Consider the following 17,673-nt stretch of genomic DNA (forward strand, 5'->3'; position numbering starts at 1 on the left):
CTGCGCCGCATATTTTACCCCGATATGCCAACGAGGTGCTGATGCTAAGCGATATCGAGATCTCCCGCCAGTCCCCCCGTCTCTCAATCCACGCGCTGGCCGAACGCCTCGCCATCCCCCAGCACCTGCTCAGCCCTCATGGCCACTACAAAGGCAAACTCAGCCTCGACCTGCTCACGTCTCAACCCAAGCAGAGCGGCAAGCTGGTACTGGTGAGCGCCATCACCCCGACCCCGCTCGGTGAAGGGAAGACGGTGACTACCCTTGGCCTCTCCATGGGGCTCAACCATATCGGCCAGCCCAGCATCGCAACCATCCGCCAACCGAGCCTCGGGCCGGTATTCGGGGTCAAGGGGGGCGCAGCCGGTGGCGGCCACGCCCAGGTGGTGCCGATGGAGGAGATGAACCTCCACCTCACCGGCGATTTTCACGCCCTGACAGCGGCCCACAATCTGGCGGCGGCAGCCCTCGATGCCCGCCTGTTCCATGAGCGTAAACTCGGCGACCAGTTCAGCGCCAAAACCGGCCTGCCGCGGCTCGATATCGATGTTGACAACATTCTCTGGCCACGCACCCTCGACATGAATGACCGCGCCCTGCGCCACCTCACGATTGGACAGGGGGGCGCTGCCGATGGTGTGGAGCGCAGCGATCGCTTCGTCATCACCGCCGCCTCCGAGCTGATGGCCATTCTGGCGCTGGCGAGCGATCTGAAAGACCTGCGCCAGCGCATCGGTCGCATCCAGCTGGCCCGCGATATCCACGGCAAGCCCATCACAGCCGAACAGTTGGAAGTAGCGGGCGCCATGACGGTGCTGCTCAAGGACGCGCTGCAACCGACCCTGATGCAGACCACCGAGCAGACGCCGGTGCTGGTGCACGCCGGCCCCTTTGCCAATATCGCCCACGGCAACTCCTCGGTGATCGCCGATCGCATCGCCCTTGGCCTGACCGACTATGTGGTGACCGAGGCGGGTTTTGGCTCCGACATGGGGCTGGAGAAGTTCTTCAACATCAAGAGCCGCCAATCCGGTATTACCCCCGCCTGCGTGGTGCTGGTGGCCACGGTGCGCGGCCTCAAGGCCAACAGCGGCCTGCTCGATATCCGCCCGGGCCAGCCGCTGCCAGCCAGCCTGCAGGGGGAAGATCTGCCAACCCTCAAGCAGGGCTGCGCCAACCTCGCCTGGCATATCCGGAACGCCCGTCGCTACGGGGTGCCGGTGGTGGTCGCCATCAACCGCTTCCCCACCGACAGCGAGGCCGAGCTGGCGCTGTTGGCCCATGAAGCGCAGCAAGCCGGTGCCTGTGGCGCAGCCATCTCCAACGCCTTCACCCAGGGTGGTGCCGGTGCCAGCGAGCTGGCCCGCGCCGTGGTCGCCGCCTGCGAGCAACCCGGCAAGGTGAAACTGCTCTACCCCGACGAGGCGAGCCTCGACGCCAAACTGGCGACCCTGGTGGAGTGCGGCTACGGCGGCCGCGGAGTGCAGCTCTCCGACAGAGCGCGCCAGCAGCTGGCCCAGCTCTCCGCCGAAGGGTGGGATCACTTGCCCATCTGCGTAGCCAAGACGCCGCTCTCCATCAGCCACGACCCTGCCCTCAAAGGGGTGCCGACCGATTTCGAGGTGCCCATCGACGAGGTGAAGCTCTGCGCCGGTGCCGGATTCGTCTATGCGCTGGCGGGCCCCATCATGACCATGCCGGGGCTGGGCAGTCTGCCTGCCTATCGCCATATCGATATCGATGAGAACGGCGAGATAGTCGGCCTGAGCTGAGCCCTTCCACAACCCCAGAAACAACAAGGCCCCGCCAATTGGCGGGGCCTTCTGTTATCCATGCATCAACCCTTAGAGGGTGAAGCGCTGGGTCATATGGTGCAGGGTGTTGGCCAGCTTGCTCAGCTCGACGCAAGCCTGGGCGATCTGATGAGCGCCCTGGGCATTCTCGTCAGCGGCATTATGAATGTTGACGATGCTGCGGTTGAGCTCTTCGGTCACCGCATTCTGCTCTTCGGTAGCGGTGGCGATCAGAGTGTTCATGTCGGTGATGCGCACCACGGCACCATTGATGGTCTCGATACTGGTACCGGCATCCCGTGCCAGACCGACACTCTCCTGCATCTGGTGACGACTCAGCTGCATGGCGTTGCCCGCCTCGGCGGCGCGGCTCTGCAGCAGCTCGATCATCTTGCTGATCTCGGCGGTGGAGTCCTGGGTACGCTGGGCCAATGAACGTACTTCATCCGCAACGACCGCAAAACCACGACCCTGCTCACCGGCACGGGCCGCTTCGATGGCCGCGTTAAGGGCCAGCAGGTTGGTCTGACCGGCGATATCGCGGATCACATCCAGCACCACGCTGATGTTGGCGCTGTCGGCCTCCAGCTGCTGCACTACTGTGCCCGCCTGCTCAATCTTGACCGACACCTCTTCGATGCTGGCAATGGAGCTGCGAACCACTTCGCTGCCAGCAGCAGAGGTGCGGGAGGCATCCTTGGCGGCGCTCATGGCATCCGTGGTGTTGCGGGCCACTTCATTGACGGTGGACTGCATCTCGTTCATGGCGGTCGCCACCTGGGAGACTTCGTTCTGCTGGATGGCCATGCCGCTGGCAGACTGGCTGGAGATGGCGCTCACCTCCTCCACTGCGCTGCTGAGTTGGCTCACGGAGCCGGCGATCTCGCTCACCAGATCGGAGAGGGAACCCTGCATCCGGTTGATGGCGGAACCCAGCTGGCCCAGTTCATCGCGGTTGAAGCGGCTGTCACGGATCCACTGCTGCAGTTCGCCCTGACCCAGATCGCCATTGGCAATACGCTGGGCCTGACGGGCCAGCATGATCAGCGGGTCGCGGATCTGGCGGGTCAATACCACGGAGAGCACCACCACAAGGATCAAACCGACCACCAGCGCGATGGTGACACTCAGATTGGCGGATTGATAAGAGTCGACAATGTCGCTGCGGGATTCAGACGCATAACCATGGTTAATCTGGATAAGGGAGGCCACTGACTTGCTCAGCGCGGTGTAAAGGGGAACCCCCTCCTCAAGGAAGATGCGTTGGGCTTCGGCAAGCTGATCGCTGTCTTGCAGCTGTTTGACTCGCTGGTGCAAGGCGACGTAACGATCCCAGTCAGATTTCACCGTATCGAATGTACGGCGCTCCGCCACATCCTCAGGCCAGATCGTCTTGTCATGGGCAATCAGCTGCTGCGCGATCGAGTTAAGCTGTTGACTGGCAATACTCCGATATTCAGCCCTTTTCAGCGGCTCGGCAGCCACCACGAAATAACCCAGCTCATAACGACGCAACTCACCGAGAGAATCCCCGATCGCACTTGTGCGATTGACCGCAGGCAGGATGCTGTCGGTAAACCGGATGGCAACATCATTCATGTTGCCAAACTGGACAAGGGAAAAACCGCCGATAAAGGCGACCATCAAACCGAGCACGGCAAAGCCGGCGGTGAGTTTTTTGCCTATGGTCATGGTACTGGTATTCATGGGATATCCTGGTGGTCGTTAAATTCGTAGCACTCGTCCGGTTCACGCCCTCTTGGCATGAACTATCTGGCCACCTGTTCAGTGGCGCACCATCCAACCTTGATGAATATCTCTGAATTCCATGAGCGGCAGCGAGAGCCGTGAGGGGGCGCTAGAGTAACCGGATTGTGATGGTTCGGAAAGAGTCTGTCCGGTTACTTTTTGTAAGGTGAATACGAGGGATTTATCGTGCTCGATTAAATATACCGCTCAGATGAATAAATCGAAAAAATGCATAACGTTTGCATAAGGCAAGCCGCACGGGTCAAGCCGTTGCAGGCCGCCACTCTCATCCGGGACCAATGAAAAACGCCAGCAATGGCTGCTGGCGTCTCGGTTATTCAGCGTGGCGGTTACAAAACAACCGCTATCTTATCCGCGCAGGCCGCCCAGAAATTCGGCCCGGGTATCGGGCTGGGTCTTGAACACCCCGCCGAGGGAGGTGGTAGTGGTATAGGAAGTCGAATCCATCACCCCGCGCGCCTTGACGCAGTAGTGGGTCGCCTTGATGCTGATGGCCACATCCTTGGTACCGAGCAGGGTCTGCAGCGCCAGCAGGATCTGCTGGGTCAGCCGCTCCTGCACCTGGGGACGGCGAGCGAAAAACTGCACGATGCGGTTGATCTTCGACAGGCCAATCACCTTGCCACGAGGGATATAGGCCACATGGGCCATGCCGTCGATGGTGACGAAGTGGTGTTCGCAGGTGCTGGTGAGGCTGATGTCCCGCACCATGATCATCTCGTCCACCTGCATCTTGTTCTCGATCACCGTCACCTTGGGGAAGGTGGAATAGTCGAGGCCTGAGAAGATCTCGTTGACGTACATCTTGGCGATGCGATGCGGCGTCTCGGCCAGACTGTCATCGGTCAGATCCAGCCCCAGCGTCTCCATGATGGAGCGCATATGGCCTTCGATCTTCTCCCGCTTCTGCTGGCTGTTCAGCTCGTTGGTGACCAGGGGGGTTTCCAGTCCCTGGGCTTCGAGGGCAGCCCTGACCAGCAAGGCTTCCGGACTTAAGGTTGTCATTATCTTCTCTCCCACGCTCAGGGACTGTGAGGGCAGCTCAAGGAGCAACCCCTTATGTTATGGCTGCGTACAGGGCCGACGGTATCGCTGTAATGGTCGCCACACAGGATGTGACAGCCATCTGTTATGGCGGCATAGTAAACGGCCATTGCCGCCAAGATTCAAGTCAACTTGTGCGTCACCTCATACTTTATGGCCATCAACCCCCGTTTCAGCGCCGATTACCCCGAGATTCCCTTGAGATAACCTGCCCATCCCCGGGGATTTTTGTGATAATCCCGCCTTCAATCATAGAAAGAGGTCATGACGATGGGATTTGATACCAGCGGACTACTCCCCTTAAGCGATGCCCTGCAAGGGATGCTGGAACAACTCGCCTGCTGCTGCGACAGCGAGCAGCAGCCCCTGCCAGAGGCCCTTGGCCGGGTTCTTGCCAGCGACATCGCCTCTCCCCTCGCCGTGCCCCCCTTCGACAACTCCGCTATGGACGGTTACGCTGTGCGCCTTTCGGATCTCGCCAGCGGCACCCCGCTCATCATGGCGGGCAAGGCGTTTGCCGGTCAGCCCTATCAGGGCGAGTGGCCCGCCGGCCACTGCGTGCGGATCATGACCGGCGCCCCGGTTCCCGCAGGCACCGATGCGGTGGTGATGCAGGAAGAAACGCAGGCCGACGGCGATCGGATCACTTTTCTGGCACAACCCGAACCGGGCCAGAATATCCGCCGCGCCGGCAGCGATATCGGCAAGGGCGCCTGCGTGCTGCCAGCCGATACTCGCCTCACCCCGCGCGAAATGCCACTGCTGGCCTCCCTCGGCGTGGCTACCGTCACGGTGCGTCGCCCGCTGAAAGTGGCTATTTTCAGCACAGGTGACGAGCTCAAGCCGATTGGCACCCCGCTCGCCCACGGCGACATCTACGACTCCAACCGCTACGGCGTGCGGGCCATGCTGGCGCGGCTGGGCTGCGACTGCCTCGACCTTGGCATCATCCCGGATGATCCCGCCCAGCTGCGTGCCGCCTTTATCCGCGCCGATGAAGAGGCCGATGTGCTCATCACCACCGGCGGCGTTTCGGTAGGGGAAGCGGACTTCACCAAACAGCTGCTGGACGAGCTAGGCGAGATCGGCTTCTGGAAGCTGGCCATCAAGCCGGGCAAGCCATTTGCCTTCGGCCGCCTGCCCCGCGCCTGGTTCTTCGGCCTGCCGGGCAACCCGGTCTCCGCCATGGTCACCTTCGATCAGCTGGTGCAACCGGCGCTGGCCAAGCTGGCGGGCCAACGCTTCGAACGCCCGCTTCAGCTGCAGGCCGTCACCACCGAGCCGCTCAAGAAGAGCCCGGGCCGACTCGACTTCCAGCGCGGCATCCTGAGTCAGGGTCCAAATGGCCTCGAGGTACGCAGTACCGGCTCGCAGGACTCCGCCGTGTTCAGCTCCCTGTCGCGGGCCAACTGCTACATCATTCTTGAGCGCGAACGTGGGCGCGTCACTGCGGGCGAAACCGTCACCGTCGAACCGTTCGGGGGATTGCTGCTGTGAGCGAGATCCTGAGCGACGCCGAACTGCTGCGCTACAACCGCCAGATCATCCTCAAATCCTTCGACTTCGAGGGACAGGAGGCGCTCAAGCAGGCCCGTGTGCTGGTGATCGGCGCCGGTGGCCTTGGTTGCGCCGCCAGCCAGTATCTGGCGGTGGCCGGGGTTGGCCAGCTCACCCTGGTCGATTTCGACAAGGTGGAGCTCTCCAACCTGCAGCGTCAGGTGCTACACAACGATGAGCGAATTGGCCACTACAAAGTAGACTCAGCAGCGCAGTCGCTTCGTGCCCTCAATCCCTGGCTCAACGTGGAGACCCACGCGGCCGTGGCCGATGAGGCGCTGCTCGATACCCTGTTGCCCCAACACCAGCTGGTATTGGATTGCACTGACAACCTGGCCATTCGCAACCTGCTGAATCAAAAGGCACGCCGACACAGGGTTCCGCTGGTCAGTGGCGCCGCCATCCGGCTGGAGGGGCAGCTCTGCAGCTTTACCTGGCAGGAAGATGAACCCTGCTACGCCTGCCTCAGCGCCCTGTTCGGCGAGCAGGCCCTCACCTGCGTCGAGGCGGGAGTGCTCGCCCCCGTGGTGGGATTGGTGGGCAGCCTGCAAGCACTGGAAGCTATCAAGCTTTTGGCAGGCATGGGCAAAAGCTACAGCGGCCGCCTGCTGATGATCGACGGCCTGAGTGGCACCTTCCGCGAGATGAAGCTGCCCAAGCGCCCCGACTGCCCGGTCTGCTCCCATCCTTGACGCAAACGGGATCAAAAAAGCCGAACCCTGTGGTTCGGCTTTTTGGTACCTGCACCTAACAACCCCTTCCTCAATGGGTCGTGAGGATCCGTTGCAACAGGTGATTAAAGCCCGAGGGATCTTCCGCGGGCCAGGCGTGGTGGCCGTTGGGAGTGTGGATGGTGGCGTTGGGCAAGGCGGCAAACTGCTCTACCCGTTTGGCCAGCGGCAGGTAGTCGTGAGTGGTGGAGATGATGGCCACCGGCTGCCAGATAGCGCCGAGCCGGGCCCGTACCGACCAGCCCGGTAACGCCTCCAGCAGCGCCTTGTAGGTTTTCTTTTTATTGCGCACGAAACGCAGTCGGAAGGTGTGGCGTACCTGTGCCAGCTCCGGGCCCGGGAAGAGCTCGCGTCCCAGCCACCAGGCGAGGGGGCGCATGCCAAACCAGCGCAGCAATTTGAGGCGCTGGGCGTAACGCTCCTGCTCTTTGGGTGTTTCCAGCAGAAACTCGCTAAAACCGTTGACCAGCACCAGTCCCTGCACCTTGTGGGGGAGTTGCAGCGCCAGCTCCAGCGCCACCATGGCCCCGAGCGACAATCCCACCACCCAGGCGGGCTCCGGCTGCTCGTCGAGCCAGTTCACCACATCGGCTGCCAGGGTCGCCACATCGAACGGCCCCTCCTGCATGCTCTGGCCGTGGCCGCGCAAGTCCAGCGCCACCACCCGGTAGTGTTCGGAAAACCGTTCGATCTGCGCCTGCCAGTCGAGGCTGGAGGAGCCCAGCCCATGCAGCAGCAACAGCAAGGGGCCCTCCCCCGCACTGCGCAGGGCAAGACCGTTGAATTTCATCACCTGATTGCGGCGCATCAGTGTATTGCCTCTCGACTCATCACCTGAACCATCTCTTGTTGTTATGTTGCCCGTGGCCATCCTGCCACGTTATCAGCACGGCGCCCAATCAGCCTTCGCTGACCAGACTCACCGCCTTGATATAAGCGTAGATCTGCTGCTCCGGCGCCAGCGCCAGCCGCTTGGCGGAGCGGCTGGTGATCCGGGCCAGCAGTATCTGCTCACCCAGCGCCAACTGCAACAGGGTCTGGCCGGGGCGCACCTCGCGCACCGCCAGCAGACGGGTGACGAGACAGTTGGAGAGGCTGGAGTGCTCGATGGGGGCCGTGGCGATCACCACATCGCGCCCCGCCACCTTGATCTGCAAGGGGCCGCTCTCATCCGGCACCTGGGTCATTGTGACCCGCAGTTGCTGCTCACCAAGCTGCAGGGTCGCCATCTGCTCCTCTTCATCGTAGTGAGAGAGGGTCGCCGCCAGCATCACCCCGGCATCGTCACGGCTGGCGAGTGACAGGTCCGTACGGGCGAAAATCTCGCTCGGCCGGCCTTGCGCCTCCACTCTGCCACCTTCCAGCAGCACCAGCTGATCGCAGAGCAGGCTCACCTCCTCCATGGCGTGGCTGACGAAGATCATCGGGATGCTGCTCTCCTGCTGCAAGCCCTTTAGCACATGGGCCTGATGGATGCGGCTACGCCGATCGAGCGCAGAAAAAGGCTCATCGAGCAGCAGCAGATCAGGCTCGGCCAGCAGCGCCCGCCCCAGCGCTACCCGCTGGCGTTGGCCGCCAGAGAGGGCATGGGCAGGCTGCCCCAGCAGATCGACAAAACCGAGCCGAGCCGCCAGCGCTTCGGGCTGCCAGCGCCCTCGCCCCTTGCGGGCCGCCAGTTGCAGATTGCCGAGCACCGTCAGATGGGGGAAGAGGCGCGAGTCCTGAAACACCAGTCCGATCCGGCGCGCTTCGGGCAGAAGTTGAGCATACTCCCGATCGCGCCACCGCAAGCGATCCCCGCTTTGGCGATCGAGCCCGGCGATGATGCGCAGCAGGGTGCTCTTGCCGCAGCCTGAGGGGCCAAACAGGCCGAGGATCCCCCCCAGCTCGAGGGTCAGTGCACAATCGAGGGTAAAGGGGCCAAACTCGCGCCGGGCATGGAGGTTCAAGGCATGGCGGTGCGGCACGTTCACAGGCGGCATAGTAGCGGGCTGGTTCATCCAAACACTCTCCGCTGTCGGCGCTGCAACACCCCGTAGACCAGCACCAGCATCACCAGCGAGAAGGCCATCAGGCCGCCCGCCAGATAGTGGGCTTGTCGGTAATCCATCGCCTCCACATGATCAAACAGGGCGATGGAGAGCACCTGGGTTTCGCCAGGGATATTGCCGCCAATCATCAGCACCACGCCAAACTCCCCCAATGTATGGGCAAAGCCGAGGGCCGCAGCCATCACAAAGCTGGGCAGAGTCATCGGCAAGATGATGTGGAAGAAGCGCTCCAGCGGGCCGAGCCCCAAGGTAGCGGCAGCCTCCAGCTCCTTGTTACCCATGTTGACGAAGGCGGAGGTGAGCGGCTGCACTACGAACGGCAGCGAATAGAGGATGGAGGCGAACAGCAGGCCGAGAAAGCTGAAGGCAAGCGGGGCACCAAAGGTGTCGCGCCACCAGGCGCCGAAGCCATATTCAGGGGAGAAGGCGAGCAGCAGATAAAAGCCCAGCACAGTGGGGGGGAGCACCAGCGGTAGCGCCACCAGCGCCTCAACCAGCGGCCGCAGCCGGTTCTGACTGCGCGACAGCCACCAGGCCAGCGGCGGTGCCAGCAACAGCAAAATCGCTGTGGTGCAGGCCGCAAGCTTCAGGGTGAGCCAGACCGCCAGCAGATCCCCTTCACTCATTGCCGACCTCCCGGTTGATAAATGCCCCCAACGGCATGGTATCGCTCCTTATTGCAAAGAGTGGCCGACCCGAAGGCCGACCACTCAGGGTATCGCATCAGGCCCATCCCCTTATTGGGGCAAGGCATAACCAGCAGCCTTGATCTGCGCCTGACCCGGCCCCTTGAGCCAGGCCACCAGCGCCTCGACCGCGGCGCCTTTCTTCAATATCAGCCCCTGCTGCTCGATGGGGGGATAGAAGCTCGCAGGCACTGCCCAGGCTTCACCAGTCTTGCCCGCTTCCACCAGATTGGCCCAGGCGACAAAGCCCAGTTCGGCATTGCCTGTGTCGACAAATTGCCAGGTCTGGCCGATGTTGGCACCGGTCAGCAACCGGTACTGCTTGGGATCGATCTTGAGATGGGTGAGGGTCGCCATGGCGGCAGCACCATAGGGAGCTGTGCGGGCATTGGCGATGGCGAGGTTGCCTTTCCAGCTGCGCAGGGTCGCCTCGTCAGGGGCCGGCCCCCCCTTCTTCCACAGCCCCAGCTGGCCGATGGCGTAGGTGAAGCGATCGCTCCCCTTGCCCTCTTTTTCCAGCTTCTCGGGGGTCGCCGCATCGGCGGAGAGGAAGAGATCGAACTGTGCGCCGTGACTGATCTGGGTGTAGAGCACCCCGGTGGCGGCAGACGAGATGGCCAGGGTGTGGCCGGTCTTGGCGGTGAACTCCTTACCGATACGCTCGATGGTTCCCTTGAAGTTGGCGGCCACGGCCACTTTCACTTCATCAGCCTGCACTGCACCGGTATGCAAGGTGGTGGCGCAGACGCCGGCGATGACAACAGATAACAGCGGTTTCATTCCCTTTCTCCTGATGGGGCCCGCACATCCGCGCCCCTTGGCGGGGCCGTGGTTCCCGTTGAACCTGCGCCCCTCGTGATGAACAGGTCAGGCTTGCCAGCGGGCAGCGGCGGCGTTGTCGCTCTCCTTGGCCTCGACCCAGCGTTGCACACCCTCGGCGGTCAGCTCTTTTTTCCAGAACGGCGCCCGGGTTTTCAAGAAATCCATGATGAAGTGACAGGCGTCAAAGGCGGCGTCGCGGTGGGCACTGCTCACCGCCACCAGCACGATTTGATCGCCAAGCCACAACTCGCCGATACGATGAATGAGGGTACACTCCTGCAGCGGCCAGCGGCGACGGGCCTCCTGCACGATATCCGCCAGCGCCTTTTCCGTCATGCCGGGGTAGTGCTCGAGGGCCAGCCCCTTCACCTCCTCCCCCTGATTGAAGTCGCGCACCTTGCCAACGAAAGTGACGATGGCGCCACTGTCGGGGCGGGTGGCGAGGCGGGCATATTCGTCCGCCAGCGAGAAATCCTCCCGCTGCACCAGAATGCGATCGGTCATGGTTGCCTCGCTCATCCTTAACCTCCGGTCACCGGTGGGAAGAAGGCCACCTCATCGCCATCATTGATGGGGGTATCGAGGGGCACCAAGGTCTGATTGACCGCGACCAAGAGCTTGCCTGCTTCCAGCGCCAGCGCCCACTTGTCGCCGCGTTCACAGAGCGCCGCGCGCAGTTGTTCGGCGGTGGCGTAGTCGCACGGCAGGCTCAACTCGTCGCAGGCCACCAGCTCTCTTACTTGCGCAAAAAACAGTACCTTGATCATGCTTGCTCCCCGCTATTTGCCCCAAACTGAAAATGGCCGGACTTGCCGCCCTTTTTCTCTACCAGTCGCACCTGTTCGATCACCATGTCCTTTTGCACCGCCTTGCACATGTCGTAGATGGTCAGCGCCGCTACCGACGCTGCGGTCAGCGCCTCCATCTCGACACCAGTCTTGCCGGAGAGCTTGCAGAGGGTGCGGATATGCACCTTTTGCTGCTCGGGCAGCGGCACTATCTCCACCTCTACTCGGGTCAAGGCCAGCGGATGGCAGAGTGGGATCAGATCAGAGGTCTTCTTGGCGGCCATGATACCGGCGATGCGGGCGGTGGCGAACACGTCACCCTTGTGATGCTGGCCACTCAGGATCAACGTCAGCGTCTCGGGGGCCATGGCAACAAACGCCTCGGCACGGGCTTCGCGCTCGGTCACCTGCTTGTCGGTCACATCCACCATATGGGCTTCGCCGCTCTGATTCAGATGCGTCAGGTTGGGCTGGGTCTGCTTGGTATCGGTCTGGTTCATCACTTGCTCTCAGAGGTGGGAGACAAAGTTGCACGGCTTGGTGCGGGCATCGAGCTGATCGCGGATCAGTTGCTCCCAACCCAGCTGACATGCGCCGGTGGAGCCCGGCAGACAGCAGATCAGGGTGCGATTGGCGAGTCCCGCCAGCGCACGGCTCTGCATGGCGGAGCCTTTAATCTCGGCAAAAGAGAGTTGACGGAACATCTCGCCAAAACCCTGTACGGTGCGCTCGAACAGCACACCGACCGCTTCCGGTACCCGGTTCTGTTCATTGAATCCGGTACCGCCGTTAATCAGTACCACCTGCACCCCCTCATCGGCGATCCACTCGCTCACCCGTGCGCGGATGCGAAACAGGTTGTCCGGGCAGAGCGCCCGATCGGCCAGCTGATGGCCCGCGTCGGTAAGGGCCGAGACCAGATAGTCGCCCGAGCTGTCATCGGCGGCAGTGCGGCTGTCGGAAACCGTCAGCACGGCGATCTTGAGGGGAATAAATGCGTTGTGTTTCTGTCCCATCGGGCAGCTCCTTGTGGCTATGGGCCGTCAACGAGGCAGGAAGAGAAGGGGTATGAGAGGCCAGCTGTCAGGGCGCAAAAACGGACGCAGACAGGGGTGACCAACTTGCTCAAGCGTGTGACGGCGGGCTGATTCTATCAAAGGTTTCACGAGATATGGGATTTAAAAGACACACAAATCTGATGCTTGTCCCATATATGAACAAAACGCAGGCCGGGCAAACCCGGCCTGTCGTCGCAGGATCAGAATCCTTTCACCCCGGTCATGTCGGGCAGCTGGTGCGCAATCCCCTTGTGACAATCGATGCAGGTACTTTCACCACTGGCCAGATTGGTAGAGTGCATCTTGGCAGCACGCTGCCCCTGCAGGGAGAAGTCCATGTACTCGAAGTTGTGGCAGTTGCGGCACTCGCGCGAATCGGTCTCTTTCATCCGCTGCCACTCCCGCTCCGCCATCTCGCGTCGGTGCGACTCGAACTTCTCGCGGGTATCCACCTTGCCGGTGATCATGCCCCACAGCTCCTTGGAAGCCTGCACCTTGCGGATGATCTTGTAGGTCCACTCGTGGGGCACGTGGCAATCCGGGCAGCTGGCCCGCACGCCGGAGCGGTTGGCGTAGTGGATGGTGTCGCGGTACTCCTCGAACACGTTGTCCTTCATCTCGTGACAGCTGGTGCAGAAGGCCTCGGTGTTGGATGCTTCCATGGCGGTGTTGAAGCCACCCCAGAAAATCACGCCACCAAAGAAGCCCATCAGCAAGATGACCCAGAGAGCCGCCTTCGATGGTGACTTGAAGGTGGTCCACAGACGCTGGATAAAGCCGGGTAATTTCATCTATGGATTCCTCAGTTCAGCGCTTCAACCGGTTTAAAGGTATTTTCCACCAGCGGCTTGGCATCCGCTTGCGGCACATGGCACTGCAGGCAGAAGTAGCGACGTGGCGACACTTCACCCAGGGTCAGGCCGTCGCGGGTCTCGAAGTGAGTCGGACTGATCTTGGGGGCCTTCATGGCGCTGGCATTCTTGAAGCTGTGGCAAGCCAGGCACTTGTTGACCTTGGTGTCCACCTCATAGTTGCGAATGTCGTGGGGGATCAGCGGCGGCTGATGCATGTACTGGCGATCGTAGGGCGCGCCATCCTTGCGGAAGTTTTTCAGGGGCGCGGCGGTGGCATCAGTCACCAGATCGGTGGCGCCACGCTCGGACTTGAGGCCACCGGTACTGTTGGTGATCTCGGGGGCCGCTGCCATCAAGGATCCCGCCATCAGGCAGGCCAGCATTGCTCCAATCAGCTTTTCCATTATTTGTTCTCCGACGTTTTTTCTGCCTTGACGGCAAAACCTACAGTGATTTCAAAAACTTGTTCCGCGCAGACATCGATGCAGCGGCCACAGTTGGTGCACTCCTGAGCCGCAATCAAGGGCCCGTGACCGCGCTTGGCACCGTGAACAGGCCCGCGCAGGATGGGACGCTCCGGGCAAACCGCATAACAATCCATGCAGTTGTTGCACCGCTCGCGCCCCTTGGCAGAAATCTTGATAAACCCGACCCGGTTGACCAGGGCATAGAAGGCCCCCACCGGACAGAGATGACCGCACCAGCCCCGCTCAACTACGAAGAGATCGAACAGGAACAGCGCTGCAAGCAGGGCCCAGCCCGCCCCCATGCCAAACAGCAGACCGCGCATGGCGAGCGACACCGGATTGACCAGCTCCCACGCCATCACGCCGACCACAGCAGGCACCACCAGCACCATGGCCAGCAGCCAGTAGCGGGTCGCTCGGCTGAACTGGCCATTGCCCTTGAGGCCAAGGCGCCCCCTGAGCCAGGCCGCCGCATCCGTGATGAGGTTGACCGGACAGACCCAGGAGCAGAACACCCGCCCCCCGGCCAGCCAGTAACCGGCCAGCACAATGGCAGCCCCCAGCCAGAGAGTGGTGATGGGCCAGTGACCCGCCGCCAGCGACTGCAACAGCGTGAGGGGATCGGTCAGCGGCACCGTCTCCAGCAACAGCGAGCTGGAGAGGTTGCCCTTGAGGATCCAGATACCCGCCAACGGCCCCAGCAAAAACAGCCCGAGCACGCTGAACTGACTCAGCCGACGCAGCAGCAGGAAGCGATGGGAACGCCACCACCCCAGCTTGATGCGCGCCTCTTCCCCCGGATAACGACTCATAACCCCTCCGGTTTGCGGGTGGGCAGAGTGAGCCTGTCGCCGATGAGCGACTTGTTCCCCGCCTTGGCCTTCTCTTCCCAGCCGAGCCGGTAGTGATGACCCAGCTCACCTTTGGCGAGCTGGCGTGGCACCACCTTGATGGCAGCTTCCTCCAGCACGCAGGCATGCTCACACTTGCCACAGCCGGTACAGATATCGCTGTGTACCGTGGGCAGGAACATGGCGTGTTTGCCGGTACGCTGGTTATGCTGCAGCTCAAGAGTGATCGCCTTGTCAATCAGCGGGCAGACCCGATAGCAGACATCACAGCGCAGCCCCAGATAGTTGAGGCAGGTCTCGTGATCGATGAGCACTGCCACCCCCATCCGGGCCTGATCGATGTCGGTCATCTGCTGATCCAGCGCACCGCTCGGACAGACCACCACGCAAGGAATGTCATCACACATCTCGCAGGGCACGGCACGCGCCTTGAAGTAGGGGGTACCAGTGGTCACCGGGTCAAACAGCCGGGCCAACTTGAGCGTGTCGTAGGGGCACGCCTCGACGCAGAGTCCGCAGCGCACGCAGGCGCTGAGGAACTCTGTTTCATCGAGAGCGGCGGGCGGACGCAGCGCCTGAGCAGGCACAGCTTGCGCCTGCTGGCGGGCCACGCCACCGAGCCCCACGCCAAGCAGGCCCACACCGCAGGCCCCCTTGGCCATGTCGGCCAGAAACTGGCGACGACTACGACTCATCTCGCACTCCCCCGCCTTAAGCCTTCATCACCTTGACGGCGCACTTCTTGTAATCGGTCTCTTTGGAGAGCGGATCGGTGGCGTCCAGGGTCAGCTTGTTAACCAGCTGGCTGGCGTCAAAGAAGGGCATGAAGACCAGTCCTTTCGGCGGACGGTTGCGACCACGGGTCTCGACCCGGGTCTTCACCTCGCCACGGCGGGAGGAGACGATCACCTCTTCGCCACGACGCACGCCGCGAGCCTTGGCATCGTCCGGGTGCATGAAGAGCACCGCATCCGGGAAGGCGCGATAAAGCTCGGGCACGCGGCGGGTCATGGTGCCGGTGTGCCAGTGTTCCAGCACGCGACCGGTAGAGAGCCACAGGTCGTACTCTTTATCGGGCGACTCGGCGGCGGGCTCAAACGGCAGGGCGAAGATGACCGCCTTGCCATCGGGCTTGCCATAGAAGCGCACCCCCTCACCCGCTTTCACATAGGGGTCGAACCCTTCACGGTAGCGCCACAGGGTCTCTTTGCCATCTACCACAGGCCAGCGCAGACCACGGGCTTCGTGGTACTGATCGAACGGTGCCAGATCGTGGCCGTGACCGCGACCGAAGGTGGCGTACTCCTCGAACAAGCCCTTCTGGACGTAGAAACCGAAGTGCTCGGCTTCATCGTTCAGCATCCCCTTGCTCTGCTCTTTCGGGAACTGGTTGACCTGACCGTTGGCATAGAGCACATCGAACAGGGTTTTGCCCTTCACTTCCGGCATCTTGGCAATCAGCTCAGCCGGCCAGACTTCCTCAACCTTGAAGCGCTTGGAGAACTCCATCAGCTGCCACAAGTCGGACTTGGCCCCTTCCGGCGCTTTCACCTGCTGGTGCCAGAACTGGGTGCGGCGCTCGGCGTTGCCATAGGCCCCCTCTTTCTCCACCCACATGGCGGTGGGGAGGATGAGGTCAGCGGCCTGGGCAGTGACGGTCGGGTACGGGTCGGAGACCACGATGAAGTTGCGCGGATCGCGATAGCCAGGCAGGCGATCGGTATTCATGTTGGGGCCGGCCTGCATGTTGTTGTTACACATCACCCAGTAAGCGTTGAGCTTGCCATCTTTGAGCATGCGATCCTGCAGCACGGCGTGGAAACCCACCTTGTCGGGAATGGTCCCTTCCGGCAGTTTCCAGATCTGCTCGGCAATGGCGCGGTGTTTGGGCTCGGTCACCACCATGTCGGCAGGCAGACGGTGGGCAAAGGTACCCACTTCACGCGCAGTGCCACAGGCAGAGGGCTGGCCGGTCAGTGAGAAAGGACCATTACCCGGCTCGGAGATCTTGCCGGTCAGCAGGTGGATGTTGTAGCAGAGGTTGTTGGCCCAGACGCCACGGGTATGCTGGTTGAAACCCATGGTCCAGTAGGAGACCACCTTCTTGCCCGGGTCGGCATAGAGCTTGGCCAGCTTTTCCAGCTTCTCTTTGGAGACGCCGGAGAGCTTGGAGACCGACTCCACATCGTAATCCGCCACGAACTTGGCAAACTCCTCGAAGGTCATCGGCGTGGCATCGCCGCTGTCCGGGTTCTTCGCTTTCTGCTGCAGCGGATCGGTCGGGCGCAGGCCGTAACCGATATCGGTGACCCCCTTCTTGAACACGGTGTGCTTGTTGACGAAGTCCCAGTTCACCTTGTCGTTCTGGATGATGTAGTTGGCGACATAGTTGAGGATCGCCAGGTCGGTCTGCGGGGTAAACACCATGCCGTTGTCCGCCAGCTCGAAGCTGCGGTGCTCGAAGGTCGAGAGCACATGCACCTGCACATCCGGGTTGGAGAGACGGCGATCGGACATCCGCGACCAGAGGATGGGGTGCATCTCGGCCATGTTGGAGCCCCACAGCACGAACGCATCGGCCTGCTCGATATCGTCATAGCAGCCCATCGGTTCGTCCATGCCGAAGGTACGCATGAAGCCGACGACCGCAGAGGCCATGCAGTGACGGGCATTGGGGTCGATGTTGTTGGAGCGGAAACCGGCCTTCATCAGCTTGGCGGCAGCATAGCCTTCCCAGACGGTCCACTGGCCGGAGCCGAACATGCCGACGGCGGTCGGCCCCTTCTCTTTCAGGGTCGCCTTGAACTTCTCGGCCATGATGTCGAACGCCTGATCCCAGCTGATGGGGGCGAAGTCGCCATCCTTGTCGAACTGGCCGTTCTTCATCCGCAGCATCGGCTGGGTGAGGCGATCCTGGCCGTACATGATCTTGGAGAGGAAGTAGCCCTTGATGCAGTTGAGGCCACGGTTGACCGGTGCATCGGGGTCGCCCTGAGTCGCCACGACCCGACCATCCTGAGAGCCCACCAGCACGGAGCAGCCGGTACCGCAGAAGCGGCAGGGAGCCTTATCCCAATGGATGGCCGTCTTGTCGGTACTGGTGATGAGATTGGCTGCCAGCGTGGGGGCACTGACACCGGCCACGGCAGCGGCAGCTGCCACCGCGTTGGCCTTCATAAAGTCGCGTCGACTCAGCTTCAT

The 17,673-nt window shown here is 61.9% G+C and carries 18 protein-coding genes; 3 read left to right on the top strand and 15 right to left on the bottom strand.

Annotated features, from left to right (window positions below; genetic code table 11):
- The first annotated feature begins 41 nt into the window (after positions 1–41).
- Positions 42–1,772 carry a formate--tetrahydrofolate ligase gene (locus OKC43_RS03195; protein WP_270803865.1) on the top strand — a complete coding sequence of 577 codons (1,731 nt, stop codon included), beginning with the start codon at positions 42–44 and terminating at the stop codon, positions 1,770–1,772.
- Between the two features lie 72 nt (positions 1,773–1,844).
- On the opposite strand, the gene OKC43_RS03200 is transcribed toward OKC43_RS03195, so the two are convergent.
- A complete protein-coding gene (locus tag OKC43_RS03200; protein WP_144715194.1) occupies positions 1,845–3,500 on the bottom strand; it encodes a methyl-accepting chemotaxis protein in 1,656 nt (551 codons plus the stop codon).
- Between the two features lie 411 nt (positions 3,501–3,911).
- Complete coding sequence (folE, locus tag OKC43_RS03205) at positions 3,912–4,568, bottom strand: GTP cyclohydrolase I FolE (protein ID WP_005334419.1); 657 nt, start codon at positions 4,566–4,568, stop codon at positions 3,912–3,914.
- A 309-nt stretch (positions 4,569–4,877) separates the two neighbouring features.
- On the opposite strand from folE, the gene moeA reads away from it, so the two are divergent.
- Together moeA and moeB are read left to right on the top strand one after the other, a co-directional pair.
- Positions 4,878–6,104, top strand: a complete 1,227-nt coding sequence (moeA, locus tag OKC43_RS03210) for a molybdopterin molybdotransferase MoeA (protein WP_270803991.1) — start codon at positions 4,878–4,880, stop codon at positions 6,102–6,104.
- Complete coding sequence (moeB, locus tag OKC43_RS03215) at positions 6,101–6,856, top strand: molybdopterin-synthase adenylyltransferase MoeB (protein WP_236340584.1); 756 nt, start codon at positions 6,101–6,103, stop codon at positions 6,854–6,856. The genes moeA and moeB overlap by 4 nt, the downstream gene beginning before the upstream one ends.
- Before the next feature lie 70 nt (positions 6,857–6,926).
- Here moeB and OKC43_RS03220 read toward each other — a convergent pair whose 3' ends face one another.
- From OKC43_RS03220 to napA, 13 genes are all read right to left on the bottom strand, one after another.
- Positions 6,927–7,703, bottom strand: coding sequence for an alpha/beta fold hydrolase (locus OKC43_RS03220; RefSeq protein ID WP_270803866.1), 777 nt, complete (start codon positions 7,701–7,703; stop codon positions 6,927–6,929).
- A gap of 91 nt (positions 7,704–7,794) precedes the next feature.
- Complete coding sequence (modC, locus tag OKC43_RS03225; RefSeq protein ID WP_270803867.1) at positions 7,795–8,895, bottom strand: molybdenum ABC transporter ATP-binding protein; 1,101 nt, start codon at positions 8,893–8,895, stop codon at positions 7,795–7,797.
- Positions 8,892–9,572: a molybdate ABC transporter permease subunit gene (gene modB, locus OKC43_RS03230; protein ID WP_005334429.1), complete on the bottom strand. Its 681-nt coding sequence runs from the start codon at positions 9,570–9,572 to the stop codon at positions 8,892–8,894. The genes modC and modB overlap by 4 nt, the downstream gene beginning before the upstream one ends.
- Before the next feature lie 111 nt (positions 9,573–9,683).
- Positions 9,684–10,412 carry a molybdate ABC transporter substrate-binding protein gene (gene modA / locus OKC43_RS03235; RefSeq protein ID WP_270803868.1) on the bottom strand — a complete coding sequence of 243 codons (729 nt, stop codon included), beginning with the start codon at positions 10,410–10,412 and terminating at the stop codon, positions 9,684–9,686.
- An 87-nt stretch (positions 10,413–10,499) separates the two neighbouring features.
- On the bottom strand, positions 10,500–10,973 hold the full coding sequence (gene moaE / locus OKC43_RS03240) for a molybdopterin synthase catalytic subunit MoaE (RefSeq protein WP_064340972.1): 474 nt from the start codon (positions 10,971–10,973) through the stop codon (positions 10,500–10,502).
- Positions 10,974–10,975: 2 nt separating this feature from the next.
- A complete protein-coding gene (gene moaD / locus OKC43_RS03245; protein ID WP_005353453.1) occupies positions 10,976–11,221 on the bottom strand; it encodes a molybdopterin synthase sulfur carrier subunit in 246 nt (81 codons plus the stop codon).
- Positions 11,218–11,742 carry a cyclic pyranopterin monophosphate synthase MoaC gene (gene moaC / locus OKC43_RS03250; protein ID WP_270803869.1) on the bottom strand — a complete coding sequence of 175 codons (525 nt, stop codon included), beginning with the start codon at positions 11,740–11,742 and terminating at the stop codon, positions 11,218–11,220. Before moaC ends, moaD begins: the two co-directional genes overlap by 4 nt.
- A gap of 9 nt (positions 11,743–11,751) precedes the next feature.
- Complete coding sequence (moaB, locus tag OKC43_RS03255) at positions 11,752–12,258, bottom strand: molybdenum cofactor biosynthesis protein B (RefSeq protein WP_005344126.1); 507 nt, start codon at positions 12,256–12,258, stop codon at positions 11,752–11,754.
- Positions 12,259–12,500: 242 nt separating this feature from the next.
- Complete coding sequence (locus OKC43_RS03260) at positions 12,501–13,091, bottom strand: cytochrome c3 family protein (protein WP_005353459.1); 591 nt, start codon at positions 13,089–13,091, stop codon at positions 12,501–12,503.
- Between the two features lie 11 nt (positions 13,092–13,102).
- Positions 13,103–13,558 (bottom strand): nitrate reductase cytochrome c-type subunit, encoded by a 456-nt coding sequence (locus tag OKC43_RS03265; RefSeq protein WP_270803870.1) that lies wholly within the window; start codon positions 13,556–13,558, stop codon positions 13,103–13,105.
- Positions 13,558–14,433 (bottom strand): quinol dehydrogenase ferredoxin subunit NapH, encoded by an 876-nt coding sequence (gene napH, locus OKC43_RS03270; RefSeq protein WP_270803871.1) that lies wholly within the window; start codon positions 14,431–14,433, stop codon positions 13,558–13,560. The genes OKC43_RS03265 and napH overlap by 1 nt, the downstream gene beginning before the upstream one ends.
- Positions 14,430–15,167 carry a ferredoxin-type protein NapG gene (gene napG, locus OKC43_RS03275; RefSeq protein WP_227096169.1) on the bottom strand — a complete coding sequence of 246 codons (738 nt, stop codon included), beginning with the start codon at positions 15,165–15,167 and terminating at the stop codon, positions 14,430–14,432. The genes napH and napG overlap by 4 nt, the downstream gene beginning before the upstream one ends.
- 16 nt (positions 15,168–15,183) lie before the next feature.
- Positions 15,184–17,673 (bottom strand): nitrate reductase catalytic subunit NapA, encoded by a 2,490-nt coding sequence (gene napA, locus OKC43_RS03280; protein ID WP_159157283.1) that lies wholly within the window; start codon positions 17,671–17,673, stop codon positions 15,184–15,186.

It is taken from the genome of Aeromonas sp. Y289-2, assembly GCF_027705925.1.
GTDB lineage: Bacteria > Pseudomonadota > Gammaproteobacteria > Enterobacterales > Aeromonadaceae > Aeromonas > Aeromonas veronii.